Origin of the sequence: Microbacterium sp. OVT16B (assembly GCF_019969705.1) — a bacterium.
GTDB lineage: Bacteria > Actinomycetota > Actinomycetes > Actinomycetales > Microbacteriaceae > Microbacterium > Microbacterium natoriense.
The window spans coordinates 3,279,279-3,294,421 of sequence record NZ_JAHXZA010000001.1 but is presented as its reverse complement, the minus strand read 5'-3'; the positions used below and the strand labels follow the sequence as shown (position 1 = coordinate 3,294,421).

The 15,143-nt window shown below is 70.4% G+C and carries 14 protein-coding genes and 1 tRNA gene; 12 read left to right on the top strand and 3 right to left on the bottom strand.

Annotation, left to right across the window (positions count from 1 at the left end; all coding sequences use genetic code 11):
• From LC438_RS15590 to LC438_RS15580, 3 genes are all read left to right on the top strand, one after another.
• The gene (locus tag LC438_RS15590; protein WP_223587116.1) at positions 1–2,238 is read left to right on the top strand and encodes a cation-translocating P-type ATPase; all 2,238 of its coding nucleotides are present in this window, start codon (positions 1–3) and stop codon (positions 2,236–2,238) included.
• A 74-nt stretch (positions 2,239–2,312) separates the two neighbouring features.
• On the top strand, positions 2,313–2,558 hold the full coding sequence (locus LC438_RS15585) for a hypothetical protein (RefSeq protein ID WP_223587115.1): 246 nt from the start codon (positions 2,313–2,315) through the stop codon (positions 2,556–2,558).
• A 5-nt stretch (positions 2,559–2,563) separates the two neighbouring features.
• Complete coding sequence (locus LC438_RS15580; protein WP_223587114.1) at positions 2,564–3,421, top strand: hypothetical protein; 858 nt, start codon at positions 2,564–2,566, stop codon at positions 3,419–3,421.
• Position 3,422: 1 nt separating this feature from the next.
• On the opposite strand, the gene LC438_RS15575 is transcribed toward LC438_RS15580, so the two are convergent.
• On the bottom strand, positions 3,423–4,262 hold the full coding sequence (locus LC438_RS15575) for an SDR family oxidoreductase (protein ID WP_105674768.1): 840 nt from the start codon (positions 4,260–4,262) through the stop codon (positions 3,423–3,425).
• 134 nt (positions 4,263–4,396) lie between these two features.
• Here LC438_RS15575 and LC438_RS15570 point away from each other — a divergent pair, with 134 nt between their 5' ends.
• From LC438_RS15570 to LC438_RS15535, 8 genes are all read left to right on the top strand, one after another.
• A complete protein-coding gene (locus LC438_RS15570) occupies positions 4,397–5,014 on the top strand; it encodes an asparagine synthase (protein WP_223587113.1) in 618 nt (205 codons plus the stop codon).
• 64 nt (positions 5,015–5,078) lie between these two features.
• Positions 5,079–5,151: transfer RNA gene (locus LC438_RS15565), tRNA-Arg, on the top strand.
• A 146-nt stretch (positions 5,152–5,297) separates the two neighbouring features.
• Complete coding sequence (locus tag LC438_RS15560; RefSeq protein WP_223587112.1) at positions 5,298–5,594, top strand: hypothetical protein; 297 nt, start codon at positions 5,298–5,300, stop codon at positions 5,592–5,594.
• A gap of 91 nt (positions 5,595–5,685) precedes the next feature.
• The gene (locus LC438_RS15555) at positions 5,686–5,949 is read left to right on the top strand and encodes a ribbon-helix-helix protein, CopG family (RefSeq protein WP_105674762.1); all 264 of its coding nucleotides are present in this window, start codon (positions 5,686–5,688) and stop codon (positions 5,947–5,949) included.
• Positions 5,946–6,185, top strand: a complete 240-nt coding sequence (locus tag LC438_RS15550) for a toxin (RefSeq protein ID WP_223587111.1) — start codon at positions 5,946–5,948, stop codon at positions 6,183–6,185. The genes LC438_RS15555 and LC438_RS15550 overlap by 4 nt, the downstream gene beginning before the upstream one ends.
• A gap of 40 nt (positions 6,186–6,225) precedes the next feature.
• Entirely contained in the window at positions 6,226–7,689 is a 1,464-nt protein-coding gene (locus tag LC438_RS15545) for a DUF3375 domain-containing protein (RefSeq protein WP_223587110.1), read from the top strand.
• Complete coding sequence (locus LC438_RS15540) at positions 7,682–8,344, top strand: DUF4194 domain-containing protein (protein WP_223587109.1); 663 nt, start codon at positions 7,682–7,684, stop codon at positions 8,342–8,344. Before LC438_RS15545 ends, LC438_RS15540 begins: the two co-directional genes overlap by 8 nt.
• Positions 8,341–11,694, top strand: a complete 3,354-nt coding sequence (locus LC438_RS15535; RefSeq protein ID WP_223587481.1) for an ATP-binding protein — start codon at positions 8,341–8,343, stop codon at positions 11,692–11,694. The genes LC438_RS15540 and LC438_RS15535 overlap by 4 nt, the downstream gene beginning before the upstream one ends.
• Positions 11,695–11,872: 178 nt before the next feature.
• Here the strand turns inward: LC438_RS15535 and LC438_RS15530 are convergent, their stop codons facing one another.
• Positions 11,873–12,802, bottom strand: coding sequence for a LysR family transcriptional regulator (locus LC438_RS15530; protein WP_105674891.1), 930 nt, complete (start codon positions 12,800–12,802; stop codon positions 11,873–11,875).
• A 77-nt stretch (positions 12,803–12,879) separates the two neighbouring features.
• Between LC438_RS15530 and LC438_RS15525 the strand changes: the two genes are divergently transcribed.
• The gene (locus tag LC438_RS15525) at positions 12,880–14,610 is read left to right on the top strand and encodes an L-aspartate oxidase (protein WP_223587108.1); all 1,731 of its coding nucleotides are present in this window, start codon (positions 12,880–12,882) and stop codon (positions 14,608–14,610) included.
• Between the two features lie 97 nt (positions 14,611–14,707).
• On the opposite strand, the gene LC438_RS15520 is transcribed toward LC438_RS15525, so the two are convergent.
• The gene (locus LC438_RS15520; RefSeq protein WP_105674754.1) at positions 14,708–15,121 is read right to left on the bottom strand and encodes a CBS domain-containing protein; all 414 of its coding nucleotides are present in this window, start codon (positions 15,119–15,121) and stop codon (positions 14,708–14,710) included.
• Positions 15,122–15,143 lie beyond the last annotated feature (22 nt).

Sequence of the window (15,143 nt, the reverse complement as noted above, 5' to 3'; positions counted from 1 at the left end):
ATGGCAGGCGCAGGAGCGACCTACGATCTCGAGATCGGCGGCATGACGTGCGCGTCGTGCGCGTCGCGCATCGAGAAGCGGCTCAATCGCATCGACGGGGTCACGGCATCCGTCAACTATGCGACCGAGAAGGCGCACGTCGAAGCCGCTCCGGGCATCGACGTCGACGACCTCATCTCCGAGGTCGTGCGCACCGGCTACTCCGCCGCGCTCCCGCGCGAGGAGGACGAGGGTGAGCCCGATGCCGCGTATCGGCTCCTGCGTCTGCGCCTGATCGTCGCCGCGGCGCTGGCGATCCCCGTGATCGTCCTCGCGATGGTCGAGCCGCTGCAGTTCCCCGGCTGGCAGTGGGCGTCGCTCGTGCTGGCCACCCCCGTCGTCACCTGGGCCGCCTGGCCCTTCCACCGCGCGACCTGGCTGAACGCCCGCCACCGCGCCGTGACGATGGACACCCTGATCTCGGTCGGCGTCACAGCCGCCTACCTCTGGTCGCTGTACGCGCTGTTCTTCGGCACTGCGGGCATGTGGGGGATGACCCACCCGTTCCGGTTCACGATCGAGCGCGGCGACGGGCTCGGCAGCATCTACCTCGAGGTCGCCGCCGGAGTGACGATGTTCCTGCTGCTCGGGAGGTTCCTCGAGCAGCGGTCGAAGCGCCGCGCGGGCGCCGCCCTGCGGGCACTCGGAGAGCTGGGTGCGAAGGACGTCGCGATCCTCCGAGACGGCGTCGAGACGCGGATGCCGCTGTCTCAGCTCCTCGTCGGAGACGTGTTCGTCGTGCGCCCTGGTGAGAAGATCGCGACCGACGGCATCGTGCGGGACGGCTCGTCGGCCGTGGACGCCTCGATGCTCACCGGCGAGTCGGTCCCCGTCGAGGTGACGCCGGGCGACACTGTCACCGGCGCCACGGTCAACGTGGGCGGCCGCCTGCTCGTCACGGCCACGCGCATCGGCTCCGACACGCAGCTTGCTCGCATGGCGCAGCTCGTCGAGGAGGCGCAGTCGGGCAAGGCGGAGGCGCAGCGCCTCGCCGATCGCCTGTCGGCCGTGTTCGTGCCGATCGTGTTCGCGATCGCCGCGGTGACCCTCGCCGTGTGGCTCCTCGCAGGAGGCGGTGCCGCTGCGGCGTTCACCGCCGCCGTCGCCGTCCTCATCATCGCGTGCCCCTGTGCGCTCGGTCTCGCGACGCCCATGGCGCTCCTCGTCGGCACGGGGCGAGGAGCCCAGCTCGGCGTGCTCATCAAGGGCCCCGAGGTGCTGGAGTCCACGCGCCGAGTCGACACGATCGTGCTCGACAAGACCGGCACGGTGACCAGCGGACGCATGACCCTGCTCGATGTCGTCCCCGCAGCCGGCGAAGACCGTCTGCAGCTGCTGCGGCTGGCGGCCGCCGTCGAGGAGGCATCCGAGCACCCGATCGGGCAGGCCATCGTGCGCGCTGCGGTCGAGCAGTTCGGCGACCTCCCCTCCGTGTCCGACTTCCAGAACGCGCAGGGCCGAGGGGTCTCGGGGGTCGTCGACACGCACGCCGTGATCGCGGGGCGCCCGTCGCTGCTCGCCGACTGGGCGCTGCATCTCCCGGCCGATCTCGCCGCGGCGTTCGAGCGTGCGGAGTCCGAGGCGCGCACGGCCGTGGCCGTCGCGTGGGACGGTGCGGTGCGCGGCATCCTCGTCGTCGCCGATCAGGTCAGGCCCAGCAGCGCCGACGCGATCGCGGCTCTGCGGGGCCTCGGCCTCACCCCCGTGCTGCTCACGGGTGACAACGAGAAGGCCGCGAGGCAGGTCGCCGCACAGGTGGGCATCGACGAGGTGCGCGCCGGCGTGCTCCCCGAGGGCAAGGTCGCCGAGGTCGCCGCGCTGCAGGCGCAGGGCAGGGTCGTCGCGATGGTGGGTGACGGCGTGAACGACGCCGCGGCTCTCGCCTCGTCCGACCTCGGCATCGCCATGGGCACGGGAACGGACGCCGCCATCGAGGCATCCGATCTGACGCTCGTGCGGGGCGATCTGTGGGGAGCGGTCGACGCCATCCGGCTCGCACGCCGCACGCTGGGCACGATCCGCGGCAACCTGTTCTGGGCGCTCGCGTACAACGTCGCGGCGCTCCCGCTCGCGGCTCTCGGTCTGCTCAACCCGATGCTCGCGGGTGCCGCCATGGCGTTCTCCAGCGTGTTCGTGGTGCTGAACAGCCTCCGGCTGCGTCGGTTCCGCAGCGCCGCGCCCGGGATGAGAACGGTCTAGGAGCGCCCCAGGTGCGGAGCTATATTTAGCGCTACACGGATTCTTTCCGGAAGTCATGCGTTCTGGGGAGCGAGATGCGGAGTATCGCGGTGGTCGTCGGGGGGCTGCTGGTGATCGGCGGCGGAGTCCTCGTCGTGTCCGCGGATCAGCAGCGCATGGCGGCTCTGCAGGAGGCCAAGGCCGCCGTCGAGGATGCTCGCGGGGAGGTCGCAGAGCTGCGGGCCGCGAACCACGGGCTGTCCGAGAAGCTGGCAGCTCTGCAGTCGCAGATCGCCGAGCAGGACGCGCAGCTCTCCGACGTCACGGGGTTCCTGCAGTGAGGCGGATGCTGGCGGTCACGGCGGCCCTCGCGGTCGTCGTCGCCGCGGGCGTCGTCGGACGGGCGAACGCCCTCGATGCGGAGCGGGCGGAGACCGTCGCCCAGCTGCGAGCCGTCGTGGCGTCGCTGGACGACGCCCAGGGGCGCTCCGACCACCTGCACGGGTTGATCGACGCCGCGGAGAAGGATGCTGCGGACAGGGCGGCCGTGCTCGCCGTCAGGCCCGCGTTCACCACGGAGGTCGCCGCGCTGACCTCGGCGCTGAGCGGCGCTGAGGGCAAGATCGACACCTCGGCGACCAGGGCCTCGGCGCTGTCGGCGCAGCAGTCCGTGCTGGCCGAGCGCAAGGACCCCGCGGTCGTGCAGGCCGCGACCGCCACGGTGCATGCGCTCACGGCGAAGGTGACGGGCGACGTGGCGACGTGGCAGGCGGCCCAGTCGGCCCGGAGCGGACCAGGGGGGCCGGCATGGTCGTCGAGCGGGCCGGACGGCTATGCGCGGGTTCGCGCGGCGCTCGACCGGGTCGGCGGTGCCGGGGTCGGTCTGTACGAGTCGACCTCGTGCGCGGGCGGAAGCGCGGCGGCGTGCGCCAACAGCAACGGCTACATCAAGTACAGCGCCGGCATCGTCGGCTGGAGCGCCGACCGCTTGAACTGGGCCATGGCGCACGAGCTCGCGCACATCTACCAGTTCCAGGTGTGGGGTGCGCTGACCTCGTCATCGACGTATCAGACCATGTTCGGCAGCGACCCGGAGTTCCTCGCGAACTGCATGGCCGTCGTGCGAGGCTTCCCCGGGGCGGTCGGATGCGACGCCGACCAGCAGGCCTGGGCGTCGGGGATCTGGGTCGGCGCGGTCCGCTGAGTCAGGAGATCGGGGTCGTCGTGTCGATCGCCTCGCGGAGCGGCCGCCGCATCGCCTTCCAGTAGGAGCGCGGCGCGAGGCGCACGAGCACGTCGATGAGCCCGGCCTCCCTGCCCACCATCGTGCGCGCGCGGCGCCGCTCGGTCGCGCGGACGATCTGCGCCGCGGCATCCGCAGGCTCGGTGTGGTACATGGCCGCCTGCGCTGAGGCCGCCCTCGCCGCCACCGCCGGGTCGATCGCGGCCGCATAGCGACCGTGCAGGATGATGCCCGTGCGGACGCCGGCGGGGTACACCGCCCCGACGGTGACCGACGTGCCCTCCAGTTCGTGCCGCAGGGCCTCGGAGAAACCGCGGACGGCGAACTTGCTCAGCGAGTACGGGATGCGCCCCGCCGGCGCTGCCAGTGCGTACACGCTGGCGAGATGCGTGATGTGCGCGGCCGGCGCCGCCCTGAGCGCCGGCAGCAGGGCCTTCGTGATCGACACCGTGCCCCAGAGGTTCACGTCGACGAGCCAGCGCATCTCCTCCATCGTCAGCTGCTCGAGGCTGCCGAGCATCGACGATCCGGCGCAGGTGATCAGCGCGTTGATCCGAGGGTGGGCGTCGACGATGTCGGCGGATGCCGCGAGCACGGCGTCGTCGTCGCGGAGATCGACGACGTGCGTGGTGACGGTCGTGCCGGCGAGTTCGACGGCGACGGCATCCAGCGCCTCCGCGTTGTGGTCGATGAGCGCGAGATGCGCGCCGGAGGCGGCCAGCAGGCGCGCGATGTCGGCGCCCATCCCGCTGGCGGCGCCGGTGATGACGGTCGTGCTTCCGGCAAGGGCGAGACGCTGCATGCATCCTCCTCCTGGCGCGTTTCCGGGTGTGCGCCCTCGTGCTTCGTCGCAGGCGGGGAGTTCCTGATCGTGATCCATTCTGACCGACCAGCCGGGGGAGGGGAACCGCTACGCTCGTGAGAGAGGAGGTTGCGGTGGGACGAACTGCGGATGCCATCGCTGAGGGCGTCGCGATCGCGACCTCTGCCGCGCGCCTCGCCGTGAAGAACCACATCCTCGTCGGGACGATCGCCGAGGACGGCGTGTTCGACACCGAGAAGTACATCGCCGACACCCGTGAGGCCCTCCGCGCGATGGCCGAGGAGGCCGAGGAGTCGGAGAAGGCGCTGAACGCCCTCCGCAAGCGTGCTCGCGGCCGTCATTCCGACCCGGTCGGCACCCATGACTATCGCGATCGCGATGTGCGCAACCTCAAGCGCAGGGCCAGGCAGTCGCACGGCGTCGCCGCGAAGCTGCGCGAGATGATGGAAGACCCCGAAGAGCTCGGCGTGATCGTCGAGGAGGCACGCAAGGCCGCGTGGGCCGACGTGCGCCACAACCTCGATCGTCGCCTCAAGGTGGAGGGCATGCGCCCCGACCAGGACCCGGACTACGAGCGCATGCGCGAGGCGCGGATGCAGGCGCTGAGGCTCGTCGATCTGCAGGCGCTGTCCTCGGAGCAGCGGGCCAAGGAGAAGCGCAGGAAGAAGCAGCAGAAGGCGGCCGAGAAGGAGTCCGCGAAAGCCTCCAAGGGGTCGTCGAAGGGCGACTGAGGCCCCGTTTCGCTTTCCGGCGGAGACTGTTGTAGGCTGTTCCACGGCCCGCTGAGCGGGCTGGGCGCCCGTAGCTCAATGGATAGAGCATCTGACTACGGATCAGAAGGTTAGGGGTTCGAGTCCCTTCGGGCGCACACTGTGTTGAGACAGTGATGAGACGGCTTCCGCTTCGGCGGGGGCCGTTTCTGCGTTGACGGGCGCTGTGAGTCCCACGGTTTGAGCGGCGGGCGCGGCGTCTGCGCCCGTCGTCCGGCAGAGGACGGCGGCTAGTATCGGCAGCGTGTCCTCCGGTCTCTTCCATGCGGGTCTGCGCCGAGCGCCGCGCACGGCGGCACGACGCATCGTGTGGGGAGTCGTGACTCTTGTGCCTCTCGGCGCGATCGCCGCGTGCTTCACCGTCGTCGCCGTGTTGGGGTGGTTCGGCGAGATCGCTCAGACGGACGCGGAGAGGATGTCGTTCACGGTCTTCGCCGTGATCTTCGATCTCATCTTGGTGCTGACCCTCGTCTTCGGCGCCGTGGAGGTGACGCGTCAGTTCGCCCGGGAGAGGGCGCCCGCATCCGGAGAAGAGCGGTAGTCGCTCGCCCTGCCGACTGTTCTGTCGCCGGGGCCCGCAGGTGGCCGTGACGGGTCTGGTTCGCGCGTGAGTTTCGTATTACGCTTATCTTATGAGCGCAGGTGAGACGATCAACGGGGCTCCCGTCACAGAGCAGCAGATCTCCGACTGGGCCGCAGAAGCAGAAGCCGGGTATGACGTCGCCGAGTTGAAGAAGCGCGGGCGGGGACGACCCGGCCGGGGTGCTGAACCGTCGCAGGTCGTCGCGCTGCGGTTGACGAGCGAGGAGCTCGCTGAGCTGGATGCGAGTGCGGCACGGCACCACACGACTCGGTCTGAACTGATTCGGGCTGCGCTCGCCGCATACGCTGCGTGAACATCCACGATTCGGCGCGCAAGCACGGCATCTTGGAGGACGACGCGCGGCAGGCGGCATCCTGGCCTCTGTGGATCGAAGATCTTGACGAGGACACGCCATCCCGCCAGCTGAGGCTCGGGTTCGATACCCAGGGGAGACTGCTGGAAACCGTGGTCCTCGTATTCGATAGCGGCAATGAACTCGTCATCCACGCGATGAAGGCGCGGCCTCAGATGCTCGACCTGCTTCCGTGAGGTGCGGTCGCCGTCCGCCGCTCAGGATAATCTCGAAGGTGTGACTGCATCCCGAGCCGAGGCCGCGTACTCCCGCGCTGTCACGGCGTTCAGCACGCCGACCCTCGACCTTCTCCACGGCCGATTCGCGCCGTTCGTCGTCGCCTCCCTCTCGATCCTGTTCACGGCGGATCGCGCCTCCGTCCCGATCGCCGAAGCCCATGCCGAGCTGACCGAGGTGCTCGATGAGCTGAGGGCGGCGGGCTACGACGAAGACGACCGCCGGGTTCCTGCGGGCAGCGGTCGCGACGTGTGCCGGCACTGGGTCCGCCTGGGCTGGCTCGTGCAGCAGATCGACGACGACGTCGAGGTGTACCGTCTCTCCGCACACGCGGTGGAGGCGCTGGAGATCGCCGGGCGAACGGGCGGCGGACGCACTCGCGTCTCCAACTCCCGTGTGCGGACCCTCCTCGAGGCTGTCGAGCACCTGGCCGACAGTGCCGAGGCCGACCCCGCACGTCGTCTCGCCCGCCTCCACGAGGAGCGGGCCCTGCTCGACGCGGAGATCGCGCGGATCGAGGAGTCCGGCCATGCCGACCCCCTCGACGACGAGGAACTGCTCGAAGAGGCTGAGAACGTCCTCCACCTGGCGCGCGAGCTGCCGGCCGACTTCACCCGCGTGGCGGAGTCGCTCAAGGCGATGCAGCGCGACGTCGTCGCCCATCTGCGCCGTGACGAACGGCCGACGGGCGAGGTGCTCCGCGAGTACCTGCAGCGTGCGCAGGACGTCATGCAGTCGACCCCCGAGGGGCGCGCCTTCTCCGGCGCGCTGCGGCTGATCGGCGACCCGGAGCGCATCGACGCGCTCAATGACCAGCTCCACACCCTGCTCCGGCAGCCGTTCGCGCGGATGCTCGACGGGAGCCGTCGCGCCGAGCTCGACGCGATCGGCCGACGGGTCGAGCTGGGCGTCGAGGAGGTGCTGGCGGCGCAGCGCCGCGCATCCCACGTCATCACAGGACAGGTGAAGACCCACGACCCCCTGCGGGACCGCCAGATCGACGACCTTCTGCGCGACGTCATCGCCGGCCTCCACGCATGGAGCGGTGCGGGGTCCGTCGCCGAGCCGGTGCGCAGCATGCCGCTCGTCGATCTCGGCCACCTCCGGCAGACCTCGAGCGATGTCCGCCCGCCCGGAGCGCCGGCTCCGCTCGCGGATGCCGTCGACGTCGAGTTCGTCGACGCCGACACCAGGGCCTGGGGCGGGCCGCGGTACGCGGAGCTGGAGGAGTACGTCGCCGGCCTCGGGGAGGAGTTCGACCTCGGCACGGCGTTCGCGCACGCCGCAGACGACACCCGTCGCCCCGTCGACCTCCTCGGCCTGCTCGAGATCGCCCATCGCAACGGCATGAGCGAGGGTGACGACGTGTCGGTGGTCGTCGCCCTGCGTCCGGACGGCACCACGCGACGGTTCGCGTTCGGTGCGGTCACGGCGCGCACCACGAAGGAAGAAGCACATGACTGACGAAGACTTCGAGACGGCGGCGCCGGTCGATGATCCGTTCATCTCCCCGGTCGCGATGGAAGACGACATCGAGGAGCACTTCCCGGGCGACCGCGGAACGCTCGATCCCGAGATCCGACGGGTGCTCGTGCACATCCTCCAGCGCCGGTTCATCGCCGCCGAGCGCAACCGCCGGGAGTGGACGCTGCTGCTCGACCACCAGCAGGTGATCGAGTCGCGCCTGAACGACCTGTACCTCCGTCTGGTCGTCGACCACGGCCGCGGTTTCGCCTACAAGCAGCAGTTGCGTTCCGACGAGATCGACATGCCCGTCCTCCTCAAGGACACCCCGTACTCGCGCGCCGAGACCCTGGTGCTCGTGCATCTGCGCACGGTCTATCAGCGCGAGTCGGCCGCGGGCGAGGCATCCGTCCGCATCGATGTCGAGGACGTCGAGCAGACCGTGCTGAGCTACTTCACCGAGGTCGAGGGCAGCACGGCCAGGCAGCAGAAGGCGATCAGGAACGCCCTGGATCGCCTCGACCGAGAGGGCATCGTGCACGAGGAGACCAGCGGGCGCTACCGGATCAGCGCCCTCGTCGAAGTCGTCCTCAGCGCGGAGACGCTCAAGGAGCTTCGAGAATGGCTGCGATCGCAGGAGGTCGTCGCGCGATGACGATGGTGGACACGCTCTTCGGACTCATCCCCGCCGGTTCGCGGGGGCAGCAGTGGGTCGCCGAAGACCTGCAGCTGATCAACTGGGGCGGATACGACGGCGGACCGCACCGTGTGCGGTTCTCGCCCTACGCGACCCTGCTCTGCGGCGGATCGGGGTCGGGCAAGTCCACGCTGATGGACGCCTACATCGCGCTCATGATGCCGCACACGACGCCCTTCAACGGCGCATCGAACGGCGGCGTCACCGGCCGCCCGCGTGGCGACGAGCAGCGGAACATCCTGTCCTACGGCCGAGGCAAGATCGACGAGTCACGCACGGAGGACGGCACGAAGCTGCGGGTCCTCCGCGGAGACGGCGAAGACACCTGGAGCGCGATCGCGACGACGTGGCTCGACCACGACGGGACCCGATTCACGGCGGTGCGTGCGTGGTACATCCCCGCCGACGCGCGCGTCCTCGAAGACACCGTCCGCGTGCGCGCCACCGTGAACGGCCCGTTCGATCTGGCGCGGCTGGAGCAGGCCGCGGCGCAGCGCCTCTCCGACGCCGCCGTCCGCGACGCCGGGCTGGAGACCCTCGCCACCGATCGCGAGTTCTCCGCGCGCCTGCACGCCGTGCTCGGCATCGGCGCCGCGGGCTCCGGTGCGAAGGCGATCAGCCTCCTCGCGCGGATCCAGGCTGGTCAGCAGATCACCACGGTCGACGACCTCTACAAGAAGCTCGTGCTCGAAGAGCCGGAGACGATGGCGACGGCGGATGCCGTGGTCGCGCACTTCGACGAACTCGAGAGCACGCGCACGCGCATGCTCACCGCGAAGCAGCAGGTGAGCGCGCTCGAGCCGATCCGCGGCATCAAGGAGCGGATAGCGGCGGCAGCCGAGCGCGTGCGCGTGATCGACGAGGTGGGCGTGTTCTCCGAGCCGTCGTCTCTCGCCGCGCTGTGGAGCGCCGAGCGTCGCCTCGGTCTGCTGCGCGAGGTCGAGACGGAGCTGGGCGACCGCACGCGTTCGCTGCAGCTCTCCGTCCGGGAGAAGCGCGCGCTCGTCGAGGCGGCTGACGTGGAGCGCGAGGGTCTTCTCGACGTGCTGCGCCAGTCGGGCGGAGACCGGCTGGAGACGGCGCAGCGCGAGCTCAGGGTCGCCGAGCGTCGCCTGGAGGAGGTGCGCCGCGAGCGCGAGCGCTTCGACCTCGTCGCGAAGGAGCTCGGCGCCGACGTGACGTCTGCGACGGACTTCGAGGCTCTCGTGAAGGGAGCTCGCAGCGCGGGGCCCGGCGCGTCGGTGCGCGACCTGCGTGCCGAGTTCGCCGACGCCGAGACCGCGCGTCGAACGGCGAAGTCCGAGCTGGATCGCGCGCAGGGCGAGCGGGACCGCACGAGCCGGATGCGCAGCAGCATCCCCGCGCACCTGGACGAGTCCCGCAACATGCTGGCGGAGGCGGCCGGGCTCGATCCGAGCGAGCTGCCCTTCGTCGGCGAGCTCGTCGAGGTGCGCACCGAGTTCGAGCCCTGGCGCGAGGCGTTCAACCTCGCCCTCGGCGGCTTCGCGAGGACCCTCCTGATCGACGTCGCTCAGCTCGACGGCTTCCGCGCGGCGATCAACGGCATCCGCACTCCGGAGCGGCTGAACTACGAGGGCGTGCACACCGGGCTGGCCGAGCTGCGCGCCGCAGACGCGAAGACGCTCCCCGGTCGCCTCGACCACCAGAAGAGCCCGTTCACCGGATGGCTGCAGCAGCGTCTGCAGGAGCGCTTCGGGTACGCCTGCGTCGACTCCTCGACGCAGCTCGGCGACCACCAGAAGGCGCTCACGATCACCGGACAGGTGTCGCAGGGCAGCCGCGGCGCGCACGGCGGGCAGGGCCGCGGCAACCTGCTCGGCTTCACGAACGACCGTCGGCTGCGCGAGCTCGACGAGCAATTGCAGGAGCTCGCCTCCCGGTACGAGGATGCGGCGTCGGCGGCGCAGGATGCCGAGACCGCGCTCGACCGGATCGAGGCGCGCTCGAAGGCGTTCGCGAGGATCGAGGATCTCACCTGGGAGCAGATCGACGTCGCCGCGGTCGAGGCGGAGCGCACGCGCTGGCTCGCCGTCGAGGCGGAGGTCACCGAGGGCAACCCCGAGATCGCGCAGCTCACGCGGCAGGCCGATGAGCTGAAGGTCCGCGCCGGTCGTCTCCGCCAGGAGGAGGCTCGGCTGACGAGCGACCTGGAGCAGGCGCAGGCGCACTGGGCTCAGGTCACGGACGAGGTCGACGCCTGCCAGAGCGTCATCGATGCTGCCGACGCCGGCGGCATCGCGCTGGAAGACGGACATGCGTCCTTCCTCGACTCCCGCTTCCTGCTCGTCGACGCGGCGAGCCCCACGGCTGCGCAGCGGCTCGCGCACCTCGACACCGCCCTGCGCACCGCCGCTCAGCGTCTGCTCGAGGATCGTCGTGCCGCCGCGGAGGCCTACGACGAGCAGCGCGAGAGCATGCGCCGGCTCATGACGGGCTTCCTGGAGCGCTGGAACGACCTCACGATCCTCCCCGACCCCGACGAATCGGTCGCCGAGTTCGAGAGCATCCTGGAGGCGCTGCAGACCAACGGGTTGCACGAGCTCGAGATCGAGTGGCGGGACAGTCTCCTCAAGCTCTCCGGCAACGACCTCACGAGCCTCGACTCCACGCTCGCCCGTTCCCGTCGCGAGATCAAGGACCGCATCGAGCCGATCAACCGGATCATGGCCGAGCTGCCCTTCTACGACGACGATCACCGGCTGCAGATCGCGCCGCGGGAGAACCAGTCCGAGGCGCGTAAGCGATTCCTCAGGGAGCTCCGCGAGGTCAGGCAGCTGATCGAGGCCGCCTCCACGGATGCCGAGCGCGATGCCGTCTACCGCAGGATGAGCCGTCTCATCGGGCGGATGCGGCGCACCGCTCCGGACTTCGCGGAGCTCATCGACGTGCGCAACCACGTGCGGGTGAGCGCCGAGCGCATCCACGCCGTCACGCGAGAGCACGTCGCCCTCTACGACCACATCGGGGAGAAGTCCGGAGGCGAGTCGCAGGAGCTCGTGGCGTTCATCGTCGGCGCCGCGCTGCGCTACCAGCTCGGCGACGCCGGCGCCCCGCGTCCTCGTTACGCGCCGGTGTTCATGGACGAGGCGCTCATCAAGGCCGACGCGCACTTCACGAAGCGGGCGATCGGCGCGTGGCGCGGGCTCGGGTTCCAGCTCGTCATCGGTGCGCCGAACGACAAGTACAGCGCGATCGAGCCGCACGTCGACGTCGAGTACGACATCCTCAAGGACACCAGGGGCCGCTCCTGGGCCAAGGCGAAGGTCGGGCTCCCGGAAGACGCCTGACCCCGGGTTTCGCGCTGAAGCCTCTCGGGCGAGGGGCGCCTCGTGCGAGCGGTGTCGAGTCGTCGAGGATGGCGGATTCTCCGCGAGGGAAACCGCCGTTCGCGACGGTTGGGCGCCTGGGTGCGCGGATGCCGGGACAGCGGGCCGTGCGGGCCCACCGACCGCACGGCCGCGACGGCTAGAGCAGGCTCGTGATGGCGGGGTCGCGGCGGGCGACCTCGGTCGCCGTGGAGATGATCGCGTGGCGCATCGCCGCCACCGCGAGCGCAGGTGTCACATCCGAGCGGTGGGCGAGGCTGATCGTGCGCGTCATCGAGGGGTGCGCGAAGCGGACCGACCGCAGCTCGGGTCGATCGAGCAGCACCATGGCGGGCACCACGGCGACGCCGACTCCGCGCTCGACGAAGCGGAGCACGGCATCCATCTCCGCCCCCTCCAGCACGACGTTCGGGGTGAGGTCGGCGGCGCGGAAGGCGGCATCCGTCGTCGTCCGCAGGGAGTAGCTGTCGTCGAACACGATGAGCGGCAGCGTGGACAGCCGGTGGATGTCGATCACCGCATCCTCGGCGATCGGGGGATGGGCGGCGGATGACACGACCACCAGCTCCTCGGCGAGCAGGGGGGTGCGGGTGAGGCTCACCCCCGGGACAGGCTGCGCCGTCGACTCGGTGATGAGGGCGATGTCGACAGCGCCCACGGCGAGCTGCTCGACGAGCAGGCGGGAGCCGCTCTCGGTGAGATGGAGGTCGACGTCGGGGTAGGAGGAGTGGAACGCGCTGAGGGCCTCGGCGACGAGGCTGATGCACAGGGTCGGCGGAGCCCCGAGGCGCACGCGTCCGCGGCGGAGCCCGGCCAGCTCGCCCATCTCCTCGCGGATGGCGTCGGCCTCGGCGAGCATCCGCTGCGCCCGGGGGAGCAGGGTCTCTCCGGCGGCGGTGAGGGCGATGTGTCCGCGTGCCCGGTGGAACAGCTCGGCCCCGAGCTCGCGCTCGAGAGTGGAGATCTGCCGGCTCAGCGAGGGCTGCGCCAGGTGCAGGCTCTCGGAGGCTCTGGTGAAGTGCCCGAGCCGGGCCACCTCCACGAAACCGCGCAGCTGCTCCAGGTTCATGGCCATAGCTTAGCCGCATGATTCTGACTCGAACTATGCATTGGAGTTATTAGGCAACCCTAACTAGCGTGGCCGACATGAGCACACGCGAACGTCAGATCTCCACCACCGTCCTCGTCATCGGCACGGGCGGATCGGGGCTGCGAGCGGCGATCGAGATCGCCGAGCACGGCGTCGACGTCGTCGCCGTCGGCAAACGACCGCGGAACGACGCGCACACATCGCTCGCCGCCGGCGGCATCAACGCGGCCCTCGGCACGATGGATGCCGAGGACAGCTGGCAGCAGCACGCCGCCGACACGATCACGGAGAGCTACCTGCTCGCCAACCCGCACACGGTCGAGATCGTGACCCAGGGCGCCGAGCGCGGCATCCGCGACCTCGAGCGCTGGGGCATGGACTTCGCCCGTGAAGACGACGGGCGCATCTCGCAGCGCTTCTTCGGCGCGCACACCTTCCGACGCACCGCCTTCGCCGGCGACTACACGGGCCTCGAGATCCAGCGCACCCTCGTGCGGCGGGCCGAGCAGCTCGACGTGCCGATCCTCGACGGCGTCTACATCACGCGGCTCCTCGTGCGCGACAACGTCGTGTTCGGCGCCTACGGATTCGACCAGGCCGACGGCACGCGGTACCTGATCCACGCGGATGCCGTGATCCTCGCCGCCGGTGGACACAACCGCATCTGGCGCCGCACCTCCTCCCGCCGCGACGAGAACACCGGAGACTCCTTCCGTCTCGCGGTCGACGCGGGCGCACGGCTGCGCGACCCCGAGCTCGTGCAGTTCCATCCGTCCGGCATCATCGAGCCGGAGAACGCGGCGGGCACCCTCATCTCCGAGGCCGCCCGCGGCGAGGGCGGTGTCCTGCGCAACGCGCTCGGCGAGCGCTTCATGCCGAAGTACGACCCGGAGCGGATGGAGCTATCCACCCGCGACCGTGTCGCGCTCGCCGCGTACACCGAGATCGCCGAGGGGCGGGGCACCGAGAACGGCGGCGTCTGGCTCGACGTCTCGCACCTGCCCCGCGAGACGATCATGACGAGGCTGCCCCGGGTCTACCAGACGATGATGGAGCTGCAGATGCTCGACATCACGACCGACCCGATCGAGATCGCCCCGACGGCCCACTACTCCATGGGCGGCGTGTGGGTGCGGCCGGAGGATCACCAGACCGACGTCGACGGGCTGTACGCGATCGGCGAGGCCTCCAGCGGTCTGCACGGAGCGAACCGCCTCGGCGGCAACTCGCTCATCGAGCTGCTCGTGTACGGGCGGATCGTTGGACAGGCCGCGATGGCGCACGCCGCAGGCCTCGACGCCCAGCGCCGCTCGGCGGATGCCGTGGCGCAGGCCCGGGCCGAGATCGACGACCTCCTCGCCACGGACGGGCGGGAGAACGTGCGCGCCCTGCAGCGCGCGATCCGCGACACCATGACCGCCTACGCCGGGGTGGTCCGCTCGGAGGAGGGGCTCCGCACCGGACTCGCGGAGCTCGACCTCATCGAGGGGCGCATGGAGGACGTCGGCATCCACCCCGACATCGCCGGGTTCCAGGACCTCGCTCACGCCTTCGACCTCAAGGCCTCGGCGCTGGCGGCGCGCGCGACGTTGGAGGCCGCGCTGGAGCGTCGCGAGACCCGCGGATGCCACAACCGCAGCGACTTCCCCGACACCGACCCGACGCTGCAGGTCAACCTCGTCTGGAGCCCGCGCGACGGCATCACGCGCGAGGAGATCCCGCCGATCCCCGCCGAGATCGCGGAGCTGATGCGCGAGGTCGACACGAAGGGCAAGCTCGTCGAGTAGCCCGGCGCTCCACCAGCTCCCGTCGCGAAAGATCCCGCTCAGGTTCCCCCGGAGCGCGATCTTTCGCGACCGGAGCGGGCTCGGAGCGGGCGGGACGTCAGCGGCTGATGTCGGCGACGGTCGCGCCGGTCGCGGCCGCCGACAGCGACAGCGCCACGTCCGCCTGGCTCAGGATGCCGACCAGCAGGTGATCCTCGATCACGGGAAGACGGCGGATCTGATGCTCCCGCATGAGGTCGAGGGCCACGCGCACGTCATCGTCGGCGGCGACCGTCACGGGCTTGCCCTTGGCGAGCGCACCGGCGGGCGTGGTGTCCGGGTCGAGGCCTGCGGCGATCGCGCCGACGACGATGTCGCGGTCGGTGAGCATCCCCTTCAGCCTGCTGTCCTCCCCGCAGATCGGCAGCGCGCCGACATCCAGCTGGGCCATCAGTGTCGCGGCGATCTGCAGCGAGTCGTTCTCGCCGATGCAGCGCGGGCTGGGGGTCATGATCTCTCGTGCGGTGGTCATCGTCTTCCCTCTCGTCTCGATC